Origin of the sequence: Lachnotalea sp. AF33-28 (assembly GCF_003477885.1) — a bacterium.
Taxonomy (GTDB): domain Bacteria; phylum Bacillota; class Clostridia; order Lachnospirales; family Lachnospiraceae; genus AF33-28.
In genome coordinates this window covers 355,961-368,222 of sequence record NZ_QUEE01000004.1, presented here as the reverse complement: position 1 = coordinate 368,222, position 12,262 = coordinate 355,961, and the positions used below count along the sequence as shown (strand labels likewise).

The following is a 12,262-nucleotide window of genomic DNA, read 5'->3' as shown; positions in this document are numbered from 1 at the left end:
ACCTCCTCGTATAATAAGTTTGTAAGCAAGAAATATCGCTTATGAACTTATTCTTTTTATGGGTATAGATGGTAAGGACATCTAAGAGGAACTCCCCTCATCCTGAATCCCATCCATACGGTCAACAGTTACTTTTTATATGGTTAATCCTGTGTTATGATATCAGGCAGAGTCTGATGTCCGAAGGCACTGCTTTACCTCCTTTCAGCCGGCTTTGTCCGTGACTGCTTTTTTAGCATTCAGCCTGGCACATATGGCACATTCCGCTGACACAGAATTTTCATCCCCAGTCGAAGCTCCAGCAAGAAAAGCTGGCTGGGTGCATGCTCATTGCGCGAGGCTTCGGTCACCATATGCAGCACAGGATAAACCTTTTGCTTCAGGCTCCACAAATCCAGATCGGAAAGGAAGTGATATCATGTTAAAGATCAACTATATGTCCACCTTGTTTGTAGGTATTGATGTAAGTTCAAAATCCAATGTGGTCTATGCTATGGATTTTGAAGAGAACAAATACATCTCGTCATCATTTGGCAATAACCAGCCTGGCGCTGATGAACTTGCCAGTATGATCGCCGAATGCATGCAGAACCATAAAAACCTTGATACGGTCATCGTCTGTCTGGAGTCTACATCTGTTTACAGCGTCCATATCGCAAATTTTCTTTCCACCTGCGAAACGCTTATGCCGTACAAGCCCTATGTGTTCGTTGTCAACCCAAAGACTACAGCCAATTACCGCAAGTCCTATATAGGAATGGAAAAGACGGATCCGGCGGACGCTTTCCTCATTGCCGACTTTGCCAGGGTAGGCAGGACAAAGAAGCTTGAACCCTGGCGCGGAAGCCAGTTCATTGCCCTCAAGCGCCTTACCAGGCATCGCATGCACCTTTCGGAATGTATTGCCAGGGAGAAGACGTACATGGTCTCGAACCTGTATCTGAAATTCAGTGAGCTGCAGCTCCTCGATGGTGATGACAGACCATTCGGTAACATTTATGGCGCTACGTCTTCCGCCGTGCTGACGGAGTTTTTATCACCCCAGGAAATCATCGACCTTTCAGAGGAAGAACTCCTGGCATTCCTTGCTGAAAAAAGCAGAAACCGTATCTCTGACATATCCAGGACGTCCGAGCTTCTGCGCAAAGCCGCAAGAGACTCGTATCGTTTGGATAAATGCATGTATGAACCGCTGAATGTCTCGCTTGCAAGTTCATTCAACTGCATCCAGGCCTATCAAAAGGAAATAAAACTGATAGAGCAGGCAATTGAAAAGTGCATCAATGGGATGAACCCTAATGCATTCCTTATCCTGAAGTCCATTCCCGGCATTGGACCGATATGGGCATCCGGTATGCTGTCTGAAATAGGTGACATAAGCGCATTCCACTCATCCGATGCCCTTGCCAAGTATGCAGGTTTATACTGGCTTAAAAACGATTCCGGCGATTTTACTTCCGAAGACAATCAGGTCTCAAAAGCTGGGAATCTGTATCTCCGCTATTATCTGGGAGAAGCTGCTAACAGCGTCAGAAGGTATGTGCCCGAATACGCGGATTACTATGCCAAAAAATATGCTGAGGTTTCAAAGCATCAGCACAAGAGAGCACTCGCGCTTACATCTCGTAAATTTGTACGACTCGTTTTTGGATTGCTGGTCAAAAATCAACTGTACACCGGTGAAAAGCTGGACACCGAATTACATACCGGTCAGAACTGACATTCGGTTTTTGGGAATTTCCGCCGAGGGTCTATTAAAGTTACCCTTTTTTCTGAAAAACATATCAAAATCTTTTTCAAAAAACTCTTGACATATCACCAGAATGCTATGTCACCAGCCGTACGGTTGATGACCTGCGCACGCCTCAGCGTGCTTCCTCTTTACATGCTGCTATAGACTATAGATTACATGGGACAGGAGCAGAATACAACATCAAAAACACGGATATTTTACTGACAGCACCCTGAAGTTTTGACGTATTAATAGGCGGAGCGAACCCTGAATGGCGGACCTTTAATGACAGCTGTCTTCATAAATCTCTGCATTTTCTCTGATGCGCCTGCAGATTTCCACAATGGTTCCGGTATCTTTCAGGCTGTGGATCTTGCTCTGTGTTCTGCCCTTCTCCACATCATCGATAAAAGCCTGTATTTCCATCGTCATATCGTCGCCTGCGATCGGGAAGCTTAGATCGGTCACGGTTCCGTCATTGAAGATGATCCGATATTGCTGTATCCTGTTAAACATGGGAACCTCTATTCTGCCCAGCTCTCCGGTGATGATGGCTGTCCGTTCTTTATCGCGGTCAATGGCGCCCTCCACCACTCCTTTGACACCGCTTTCAAACATCAATTCCGCCAGAAAATACTGCTCTATGCCATCCTTTTTATGTATCTCTCCGGTTACACTCACCGCATTTTCATCCAGCAGGGACACCACAAAGGCGATGGGGTAGCTTCCCACATCGTTTAAAGCGCCTCCCTGGCGCTTATCATAGATATAGGAAGACGGCTCATAATTCCGATAAGAGTCATAGCAGAAATTGGCCTCAATCTGAAAGATCTGTCCCAGCTTCTTAAGATCCCCTTTAAGCTGCTGCCACCCGGCGTTAAACTTTGTCTTCATCGCTTCTAGGCAGTACACCGGATGCCTCGCGGCTGTTTCTAAGATCTCCTCCATCTCGCCGGTTTCCAGGACCATGGGTTTTTCGCATAAAACGGGGATACCCCGTTCCATCGCTTTTATGATCCACTCCCTGTGATCGAGATGGGGAAGCGCGATATAGACCGCTTCCACCTGTGGGTCGCAGAGCAGCTCTTCATAGTCCCGATAGAGCCTGACCTGCGGATGCTCCTTCAGATACAAATCATCCGCCGCTGCCGAATGGGATGCAATGGCACAGATGCTTCCACTGGAGGTATACGTGATGCTCTGCACGAATTTTCTGGCGATATTTCCAAAACCAATGACACCAAATCTCATATCCAATCCCCTCTTTCTTAAACCTTTTTAATAAAATGGTTTCAAATAAAATACCGGCTTAAAGTATAAACGATCTGCTGATGTAATGCGCCCGCTGTTATAAGTATTATACTGCCAACCGGTAGAATCAGCAAGGCACAGCGGATCCATTGGCCGCCGGTTATTTCGCTGCGCAGTTTGCAGCGTTAGAACCGCTGCGCGCTTCACGGAGTGAGAGTGTATTCCGGTGAGGACCATACTGTGATCTGCCATACGCGGGCGGTTTACAGCAGCATTGAACGGTAACAACTTAAGTTACTAAATTATTATAATAAATGTCGGCATTGCCACCGATACACCGAAAGCGGTATACTAAATGCATCTTAAGAACATCAAGCGGCCGCAGGAAAGGTAAAATCAGAAAGGATGGGGTTATATGAATAAAGATTCAAAACAGCTCACAGAATGGGTAATCCATAAAATTAAAACAGAATACATCGATGACATCGCGCTGCTTGTTGCCGTAGAAGGCGCATCCATAGGGGGGGACGGTCACGGAGAACCCTTTGACTACTTCATACCGTCTACCCCGCGCGGCAATGAACTGGCGCAGACCTTCATCATCGGCAACGTTGGCAACGATCTCTACCCGCGTTCATGGGAACGGACCGAACGCACCGCAGACTTGGACGATCTCACAACTCCATGTCTGGGCAATGCCAAGATCCTGTATGCCCGGTCCAAAGAGGACGTGGAGCATTTTGAGGCCCTGCGGCAAAAGCTTTTTGATAATCTTAAAAATCCGGAGTTCATCTACCGAAAGGCTCTGGAAAATCTGGATGTGGCCATGAACATGTACAAAACGATGATGTTTGAGGAACGTCTCTACCGTGTTCGGGGGTTAGCGGGATATATCCATTATTACCTGACCGTATCCGTCGCCTGTCTGAATCAGACCTACCGCAAAGACTGGCATGAGGGTTTGATCACAGAGATTTCGAAATGGAAAGAGCTTCCTGAAAGGTTCGTGGAATATTACCAGGCGATTTTGGGCGCACATACAGCCAGTGAATTAAAAAGTATCTCCCATCTTCTCATCGCTTCGACCCGGGAGTTCATCGCCCGCTATAAGCCTGAAAAAGCGGACTCTGTGAAAAAGCCGGATTATCACTGGCTGGCCGACTGGTATCAGGAACTTCGTACCTGGTGGAACCGTCTGTACTTTTTCTGCAGAAACGGTGACAGCGATGCCGCGTTTCATGAGGCATGCCAGCTGCAAAGCGAACTGGATATCGTAGGGGACGAATTCATGCTTGGGGAAATGGATTTACTCGGCTGCTATGATATGCATAATCTCGAAATGCTTTCCCGCCGTGCCGCTGAATTGGAAAATACGGTCATTTCAACAATCGAGAGTAACGGGGTCCAAATCAGGCGCTATGAAAACATCGAAGCCTTTTTATCAGCCGAGAACTAGAAAATGCTTAGAAAAGGAAGGCAGGACGGATGAAATATCGAAACGCTTCGGAAATCTTACCGGACAATCTGTTAAAGGAGCTGCAGAAATACGCATCGGGTGAAATCCTCTATGTGCCTTCCGACAAGAGGCGGAAGAAATGGGGAGAGGATACAGGAGCGCTGCACTTTTACGAGCAGCGAAATGAGGCTATCAGACATAAATATTTCCACCTCAAGATACCGATTGAAAAGATCTGCGAAGAATACAGTCTTTCAGATGAGACTGTCAGAAAAATATTATACCGATGATACGGAATAAATAAGGAGCTGTCACATCAGTGATTGAAAAATCATAGGTGTGGCAACCCCTTATTTTATCCCTATGAACGGTGCGGCCAGGTCATCTGCAGGCCGCTTTCGTCCATCTGTTATTCAGCTCCTGCTTTCAGCAATACGGTATGAATTCCAGCGGTCACGTGACATAATGTACTGCATATCTATGACATCCTTCTGCAGCTGCTTTACATGATATTCACATTGTTTTACAAATTCAAAACCGCATTTTTCAATCACGCGCCGGGATTGGTTATTATACGCAAAATGACCGATGGTTACGGCATCCAAACCGACGGTATCAAAGCAAAAACGGAGCGCTCCGTTCACAGCCTCCGGCATCAGCCCCTGTCCCCAGTAGGATTTTGAAAGGACATAGCCAATTTCCTTAAGCTTTAAATGATTATAGTTCATATCACCGTTTGCCCATGACGTATGCAGTCCCAGGGATCCGATCACCTTGCTGTTCTCTTTGTAAACGATAGCAAATACGTTTTTATCAGCCATAAAAGACTGCAGTATTTCCCTGGAAACTTCTACTGATTCGTGGTGTTTCCAGCCCGCCATCTCTCCTACTCCATCCACAGAGGCGTATTCAAAGAAATCACACAAATCGCTTTCTTTCCAGGGGCGCAGAATCAGCCGCTGTGTTTCCAGCTGTGTATTCGTTATATCTATTTCAATATCCATCTCATACCTCTTTCATAACTTATTCAGTCCGCCACTATAAGCGCGGTGAATACCAGATTTTCTTCCCCGCAATTTGCCATTCCATGGCCGTGGCCGTCAGGAGTGAAGGTCAGATCTCCGGAAGAAACCGGACGCAGGCTTCCGTCATCGCTGTACTCGCCTTTACCGGAAATTATGTAATAAATCTCACTTTCTCCATGGTGTTCATGATAGCCCAGAGAATGTCCCGGCTCGATTGTTACCTGCGCATACAAAGTGATCTTCTTATTTAATGACTGTTCATGATCGGACAGCAAATGCTTGATTGTCACATACCCTTCGCCGCCGCACATATTGTTTATTCTTTCTTCCTTCATAGAAACTCCTCCGAGATAAAGTGTCTTCCAATTCACGCTCTAAATTCAGAAATATGGTTTTATTGTACACCAGGTCAGGACATGCGGCAAGACGGTTCTCTCATATTTTATATTTTCTTATTGCCGCAGTTACTTTCATGGCGTTCATGGCTGTCAGTAAAACTGCGTATGACAGCCGTAAACAGTACCTTTTCGCATAGCCAGAATCTTTAAAGATCTCTGCGCTTCCATTCCCAATATCGATTGTTCCTGGGCATAATTCAAAAGTACCGTTTTTGCGTCTGCGGATGGAAAGGCGGACAGACACAGAATCATTTTCCACAGTATCAGAGGGTCCTGTGAATACGGAGATTCTAATGCCAATACCGGCTGGAGATTGTCAGCGGCCGCCAGCTCTGGATGATAAAACACCATATATCCGACCGCATCCAAAAGCTCGCTGATCTGTTCCCTGCAGCTGCTTTCCTTAAGGCATCTTTGAAGCGCCGGAAAAACAGAGATATCCATCCTGCCAAGGCTGCGGGCAATGATATCTCTTGGCAGTGGAAAGGATTTTTTTGCCGAAACCTTATCCGGCGGCACTCTGTACTGATTATTGCCGATATGGCCAAGACAGCCGATCATCTTTTCGGCCGTTACGATACTCCCTTTTTCCAGACACTCGCAGACAGCAATGCGGGTATACAGACATTTCTCCCCGGCGAGCTGACCGAGCAGTTCGTCAGCCGCCCGGTCCGCCTGGGAACGCAGACAATACGCCGCCGCACTTCTCGTGCATGAGTCCGCCGCATGCAAAGCGGCAACCAGATCTTCATATGTCAGGTCTGACAGCGCAGCGATATCGCCCTCTGATGCCATTCCGCGTTTTCTTAGTGATTCGTTAGTACTTTTCATATGTTTTCCTATATGTTTTTTACATAGTATGGCGCGATCTGTCTTATATTTGCGCGTAACCGCAAAAATATCAATGCATATTTGTTTTGTAGCGGATGACTGCGCAAACAACTATATAGACGAATTGATTCAATTTCAATCCACATCCGTTTCGCAGCGGATGACATCAGAAGTTAAGAGAACGGAGGAAATCAAAAATATTTCAATCCACATCCGTTTCGCAACGGATGACCTATGTGGCAAATGTTATGCTAAACAACAACGCATTTCAATCCACATCCGTTTCGCAACGGATGACAACTCCTGACAATGTACCACCCGGCCAATGAGGGATTTCAATCCACATCCGTTTCGCAACGGATGACTGTTTGAGATAATGCGCTGCCAGCAACAGATTTAATTTCAATCCACATCCGTTTCGCAACGGATGACCTTTTGGGTGCAGCACGTATATCTCTGTACATGCATTTCAATCCACATCCGTTTCGCAACGGATGACGCCGATAAATTGGAAGCGCAAAAACACATGATCTGATTTCAATCCACATCCGTTTCGCAACGGATGACGTAGTCTGTTTCGCGCAGGTAACTTATTAAAAGATTTCAATCCACATCCGTTTCGCAACGGATGACTTGGGGTGTAACCTAAAGGATCTGTAACTATTCGCATTTCAATCCACATCCGTTTCGCAACGGATGACATTGTACAGAGGATGTACCGGGTACGATTAAGATATTTCAATCCACATCCGTTTCGCAACGGATGACCAATATGCAGGCAGCAATTAACAACTTGAGGATGATTTCAATCCACATCCGTTTCGCAACGGATGACAGTTAAAGCATCAACGGGATAGTTACCAGTGCCAATTTCAATCCACATCCGTTTCGCAACGGATGACAGATCTTGCTAACTATGATGCGCCACCTGAAACAATTTCAATCCACATCCGTTTCGCAACGGATGACATCGGTACTCGCCTTACTTACATTCCGCAGACAATTTCAATCCACATCCGTTTCGCAACGGATGACAGCAAAAAGTGACACTTACTAATACATTACCGCTCTGTAATACATACACATTGCCCAATTTTATTCTTCTACGTTTCTTTTTTTATTAACTGAACAACATTTTCACCGCTAATTAACAACAAATTCAAGTGCGAACCTCCCAGGAAATTCATGTTCACTTGGGGTTCGCACTAAAAAATATGCCTCATTTCAAACCGCTTTTCTCAGTCCACCGCACCACAATCATAGTTTTACAAATCCATTATCTGTTCCGATTCAATAATATTTCAAATTCAATCTACGTGTTTATTATAACAGCTTTTCAGATATAATCCAGTAATATTTTCAAGCATACGTGTCATCGTTGACGTTATTGTTCATGATTGCCGATATAGCAGCGCAGAGCGGAGCAGAGTATAGTCCTCTTAGGGATCCCGCAAAGCCCGTACGAGGAAGCGCACTGATGTGCGCACAGGTCATCAACCTGGCGATTGGTGAGAGCTGCTGCGCATTTCACGGAGCGAGTGTGTGTCCCTATGAGGACTACTCTGCTCCGCTCTGCGCGGGACGTTTGCGACAGCTGTGAACAGCATTATGTAACGCATATCCCGGTAACATTTAAATCATCGCTTGACATTCCGCTCTAAATATAGTAAATTGAATGAGTTAGTTTCTTCTAACCTATTCTGCCGATTCCATCGGCTATTTTTCGCCCAATAGGTTAGCCATTTCTAACCATCTTAAAATCCCGGAGGTCAACATTCATGATGATCAACAAGCGGCTGATCCGCACAGTAAACGATTCAAAGAAATACATAGCCAGGAATGTCCTGTTCCAATGGTGCAGCCTGATCTGCAATATCGCAATTATCTTTTCCGTCAGCATCTTCCTGCAAAAGCTGCTGGACAATGCGCTGACTACTCAGACTGCAGTCTGTCTTTCAGTGACCACAGTCCTCTCCATCGCAGTCCGTTTTCTCTGTTCCTATATGGCCAGCCGGGCAGGTTATCTCTCCTCCCGCTCAGTTAAAAAGGTGCTCCGCCGCAAAATCTACGAAAAGATGCTCTGCCTGGGGCCGTCCTATACAGAACAGCTCTCCACGGCAGAAACCGTGCAGATGGCTGTGGAAGGGGTGGATCAGCTGGAAACCTATTTCGGAGCATATCTGCCGCAGTTTTTCTACAGCATGCTGGCTCCGGTCACGCTGTTTGCGGTGCTGGCGTTCCTCAATCTGCCTTCGGCCGCGGTTCTGCTGATCTGCGTTCCACTGATTCCCGCTGCCATCGCCGCAGTACAGACGTTTGCCAAAAAGCTGCTCTCGCGCTACTGGGATCAGTATACCACATTGGGAGACAGCTTCCTGGAAAATCTCCAGGGCCTGACGACCCTGAAAATTTATCAGTCCGACGGAATCAAAAATGAAGAAATGAACAAAGAGGCCGAAAATTTTCGCCGCATCACGATGAAGGTTCTAACGATGCAGTTAAACTCCATCACAATCATGGACCTGGTTGCCTACGGCGGCGCTGCATTGGGCATCATCCTGGCAGTCAGCCAGTTTTACGCGGGACATGTGGGGTTTGTCGGCTGCCTGAGCATACTGCTGCTGTCCGCAGATTTCTTCCTGCCGATGCGCCAGCTGGGCAGCTACTTTCATATCGCCATGAACGGCATGGCGGCTAGTGACAGGATATTTCATCTGCTGGATCTTCCGGAACCCGACTGCAAAACGGACAGACTGACGGGAAACAGCTTTTCCCTCTCCTGCAGCCATATTCAGTTTTCCTATACGGAAGACCGTCCGATCTTAAAAGATGTATCCATGGAATTTCCCGCCGGAAGCTTTACCGGCATTGCCGGGGAGAGCGGCTGCGGCAAATCCACGCTGGCGGCGCTTCTTTCCGGGCGCATCCGCGGCTATGAGGGCGAAGTGAGCATCGGCGGATTGCCGCTCTCTGGGATCTCACAGGAAAGTCTTTCGCGCAATATCACCTATGTAGGCCATAACAGTTACCTGTTTAAAGGCACGGTCCGCGACAACCTGGCTATGGGCCGTCCGGATGCCGGGGAAGATGAGATGTGGGCCGTTCTGGAGAGGGCCAGGCTGGCGCAGTTTCTGCATGAGCAGCAGGGCCTGGATACGGCGGTAGCGGAAAAAGGCTCCAATCTTTCCGGCGGCCAGTGCCAGAGACTGGCGTTTGCCCGGGCGCTGCTGCATGACAGCCCTGTTTATATCTTCGATGAGGCGACTTCCAACATCGATGTGGAGAGTGAAAATGATATTATGGCACAGATCCAGGAACTGGCCGGCAGCAAAACCGTCCTGCTGATCTCGCACCGGCTCGCCAATCTGACCGGAACGGACTTCATCTATTGTATGGATCGGGGCCGTGTTGTGGAATCAGGGAATCACCGGACGCTTCTGAAACAGCAGGGTGTCTACGAAAAGCTTTGGATGAGCCAGCAGGCTCTGGAACATTTCACCAGGGAGGACGCGGTATAATGAACACAAAGACAAGGAGCAATTTCAATATCATGCGGCGGCTTTCAGGCCTCGTAAAGCCGCTGGCGCTTTATATGATGCTGGCCGTCAGCCTCGGCATCCTGGGCTTCCTATGCGCTATCTTCATCACCGTTCTGGGAGGCTCCGCCCTCCTAAACAGCATGGGGCTCGCATCCGGCACCGGCATCACCGTCCTTTCCATGAAAGCAGCCTTCCTGGCCGCCGGTGTCTGCGCTGTGCTGCGCGGTTTCCTGCGTTACGGGGAGCAGGCGTGCAACCACTATATCGCCTTCAAACTGCTCGCACTGATCAGAGATAAGGTATTTCAGGCGCTTCGCCGGCTGTGTCCTGCCAAACTGGAAGGGCGTGACAAAGGGGATTTGATATCCGTCATCACCTCTGATATCGAGCTTTTAGAGGTTTTTTATGCGCACACTATTTCACCGGTGCTGATCGCTTTCTTTACCAGCCTGATTATGGTGCTGTTCATTGGCAGCTATCATCCTCTGCTGGGGCTCATCGCAGCCGCCGCATATGTGGTGATCGGCATCGCGGTCCCACTGCTGGTATCAAAAGCATCCAAAAATACCGGCATGGCCCTGCGCTCGCAGGCCGGCGCGCTGAGCGCATATATGCTGGACAGCCTGCGCGGGCTGCGGGAAATCATGCAGTATAACCTGGGAAACGAGCGGCTGCGCGGCCTGGATGAGCGCACGGATGCGCTGTCCGGATACGAAGCCCGCCAGAAGCACCATGCGGGAATCAATATGGCAGGGACCAACACTCTGATTCTGCTGTTTGATCTGCTGATGCTGGCCGCGGCTGCCCTGCTTTACCGCAGGCAGGCCGTTGGGTTTGACGGCGTTCTGATCCCGTTCATCGCCATGATGAGCTCCTTTGGTCCCGTATCCGCCCTGGCCGGACTGGGAAGCACGCTGCAGAATACGTTTGCCGCTGGCAGCCGGGTGCTGGATATACTGGATGAAACGCCGGCCGCGCCCGACATCGTGGGGCAGAAGGAAATTGCGTTCACAAAAGCGGCCGTTAAAAATGTTACGTTCTCTTACGGTCAGGAAAGCAGTATACCCGTTCTCTCGGACATATCGCTGGATATTCCCCAAGGCCGCGTGATCGGCATATCCGGACCGAGCGGTTGCGGCAAGTCCACTCTGTTAAAGCTTCTGATGCGTTTCTGGCCGCTGCAGAAGGGGCGCCTGGAAATCTCGGATACCGATATAAACCGGATCAATACCGGCAACCTAAGAAATATGCAGAGCTTTGTCACGCAGGAAACGCATCTCTTCCATGACAGTATCCTGAATAACATCCGTATTGCAAAACCGGACGCATCCAGGGAAGAGGTGGCCACAGCCTGCAGAAAGGCTTCCCTGCACAGCTTTATTATGGGACTTCCCAAGGGCTATGACACGCCCGTGGGCGAACTGGGTGAAACTCTTTCCGGCGGTGAACGCCAGCGCATCGGGCTCGCCCGCGCATTTCTCCATGACGCGCCGTTTATACTGCTGGATGAACCCACCAGCAATTTAGACAGCCTGAATGAAGCTGTGATCTTAAAATCTCTGCATGAGGAACGGAGCGGCAAGACCGTGGTGCTGGTCTCCCACCGGACATCCACCATGAAAATCGCCGATGAGGTGTACCGCGTCTCACGGCAGGAGCTTGGAAACAGTCTGAAATGAATCAGGGAGGGAAAGCGGATGAAAACTGCAGAACAGAAAAGAGAATGGGAACAGAAGATGGTATCACAGATGATCGCCCTCTACTGCCGCAAAAAGCACCGCTGCGGCTGCGGCCTGTGCGAATCCTGTGCAAAACTGGAGGAATACGCCAGGCAGCGCAGCGCGCGCTGCCCGTTTATGGAGTCTAAAACGTTCTGTTCCAGCTGTAAGGTGCACTGCTATAAGCCCGAGATGCGGGAAAAAATCCGGGAAGTGATGCGCTTTTCAGGGCCGCGGATGATGCTTTACCATCCGCTGACCGCAATGCGCCACATCTGGTATACGGCGGTATCCGGATCAGCCACCAGCTGA

Annotated in this window: 10 protein-coding genes and 1 CRISPR repeat array; of the genes, 6 read left to right on the top strand and 4 right to left on the bottom strand. The window is 48.7% G+C overall.

The annotated features are described in order from the left end of the window. Positions 1-418 precede the first annotated feature (418 nt). Positions 419-1,720, top strand: a complete 1,302-nt coding sequence (locus DWZ56_RS08310) for an IS110 family transposase (RefSeq protein ID WP_118555902.1) — start codon at positions 419-421, stop codon at positions 1,718-1,720. Between the two features lie 294 nt (positions 1,721-2,014). On the opposite strand, the gene DWZ56_RS08305 is transcribed toward DWZ56_RS08310, so the two are convergent. Then, the gene (locus DWZ56_RS08305) at positions 2,015-2,983 is read right to left on the bottom strand and encodes a Gfo/Idh/MocA family protein (RefSeq protein ID WP_118555900.1); all 969 of its coding nucleotides are present in this window, start codon (positions 2,981-2,983) and stop codon (positions 2,015-2,017) included. 415 nt (positions 2,984-3,398) lie between these two features. Between DWZ56_RS08305 and DWZ56_RS08300 the strand changes: the two genes are divergently transcribed. Together DWZ56_RS08300 and DWZ56_RS08295 are read left to right on the top strand one after the other, a co-directional pair. Beyond that, on the top strand, positions 3,399-4,439 hold the full coding sequence (locus DWZ56_RS08300) for a hypothetical protein (protein WP_118555898.1): 1,041 nt from the start codon (positions 3,399-3,401) through the stop codon (positions 4,437-4,439). 29 nt (positions 4,440-4,468) lie between these two features. After that, positions 4,469-4,729: a CD3324 family protein gene (locus DWZ56_RS08295; RefSeq protein WP_118555896.1), complete on the top strand. Its 261-nt coding sequence runs from the start codon at positions 4,469-4,471 to the stop codon at positions 4,727-4,729. A 123-nt stretch (positions 4,730-4,852) separates the two neighbouring features. On the opposite strand, the gene DWZ56_RS08290 is transcribed toward DWZ56_RS08295, so the two are convergent. The 3 genes from DWZ56_RS08290 to DWZ56_RS08280 all read right to left on the bottom strand — a co-directional run bounded on the left by DWZ56_RS08290 (position 4,853) and on the right by DWZ56_RS08280 (position 6,693). Beyond that, complete coding sequence (locus DWZ56_RS08290; RefSeq protein WP_118555894.1) at positions 4,853-5,443, bottom strand: GNAT family N-acetyltransferase; 591 nt, start codon at positions 5,441-5,443, stop codon at positions 4,853-4,855. A gap of 23 nt (positions 5,444-5,466) precedes the next feature. After that, positions 5,467-5,799 carry a cupin domain-containing protein gene (locus DWZ56_RS08285; RefSeq protein ID WP_118555892.1) on the bottom strand — a complete coding sequence of 111 codons (333 nt, stop codon included), beginning with the start codon at positions 5,797-5,799 and terminating at the stop codon, positions 5,467-5,469. A 153-nt stretch (positions 5,800-5,952) separates the two neighbouring features. After that, positions 5,953-6,693, bottom strand: coding sequence for a hypothetical protein (locus DWZ56_RS08280; RefSeq protein WP_118555890.1), 741 nt, complete (start codon positions 6,691-6,693; stop codon positions 5,953-5,955). Positions 6,694-6,825: 132 nt separating this feature from the next. Further along, positions 6,826-7,728: a CRISPR direct-repeat array (repeat unit 33 nt; unit sequence ATTTCAATCCACATCCGTTTCGCAACGGATGAC). 746 nt (positions 7,729-8,474) lie between these two features. On the opposite strand from DWZ56_RS08280, the gene DWZ56_RS08275 reads away from it, so the two are divergent. Genes DWZ56_RS08275 through DWZ56_RS08265 form a run of 3 tightly spaced genes read left to right on the top strand, consistent with a single transcriptional unit; the run spans position 8,475 to position 12,262 of the window. Beyond that, entirely contained in the window at positions 8,475-10,211 is a 1,737-nt protein-coding gene (locus DWZ56_RS08275; RefSeq protein WP_118555952.1) for an ABC transporter ATP-binding protein/permease, read from the top strand. Beyond that, entirely contained in the window at positions 10,211-11,911 is a 1,701-nt protein-coding gene (cydC, locus tag DWZ56_RS08270) for a thiol reductant ABC exporter subunit CydC (RefSeq protein ID WP_243095136.1), read from the top strand. The genes DWZ56_RS08275 and cydC overlap by 1 nt, the downstream gene beginning before the upstream one ends. Before the next feature lie 18 nt (positions 11,912-11,929). Then, the gene (locus DWZ56_RS08265) at positions 11,930-12,262 is read left to right on the top strand and encodes a nitrous oxide-stimulated promoter family protein (protein ID WP_118555888.1); all 333 of its coding nucleotides are present in this window, start codon (positions 11,930-11,932) and stop codon (positions 12,260-12,262) included.

Excerpts from the sequence above, each read along its gene's own strand:
- cydC (WP_243095136.1), top strand. The coding sequence starts at position 10,211 with ATGAACACAAAGACAAGGAGCAATTTCAATATCATGCGGCGGCTTTCA.
- DWZ56_RS08295 (WP_118555896.1), top strand. The coding sequence starts at position 4,469 with ATGAAATATCGAAACGCTTCGGAAATCTTACCGGACAATCTGTTAAAG.
- DWZ56_RS08300 (WP_118555898.1), top strand. The coding sequence starts at position 3,399 with ATGAATAAAGATTCAAAACAGCTCACAGAATGGGTAATCCATAAAATT.
- DWZ56_RS08275 (WP_118555952.1), top strand. The coding sequence starts at position 8,475 with ATGATCAACAAGCGGCTGATCCGCACAGTAAACGATTCAAAGAAATAC.
- DWZ56_RS08265 (WP_118555888.1), top strand. The coding sequence starts at position 11,930 with ATGAAAACTGCAGAACAGAAAAGAGAATGGGAACAGAAGATGGTATCA.
- DWZ56_RS08290 (WP_118555894.1), bottom strand. The coding sequence starts at position 5,443 with ATGGATATTGAAATAGATATAACGAATACACAGCTGGAAACACAGCGG.
- DWZ56_RS08310 (WP_118555902.1), top strand. The coding sequence starts at position 419 with ATGTTAAAGATCAACTATATGTCCACCTTGTTTGTAGGTATTGATGTA.
- DWZ56_RS08305 (WP_118555900.1), bottom strand. The coding sequence starts at position 2,983 with ATGAGATTTGGTGTCATTGGTTTTGGAAATATCGCCAGAAAATTCGTG.
- DWZ56_RS08280 (WP_118555890.1), bottom strand. The coding sequence starts at position 6,693 with ATGAAAAGTACTAACGAATCACTAAGAAAACGCGGAATGGCATCAGAG.
- DWZ56_RS08285 (WP_118555892.1), bottom strand. The coding sequence starts at position 5,799 with ATGAAGGAAGAAAGAATAAACAATATGTGCGGCGGCGAAGGGTATGTG.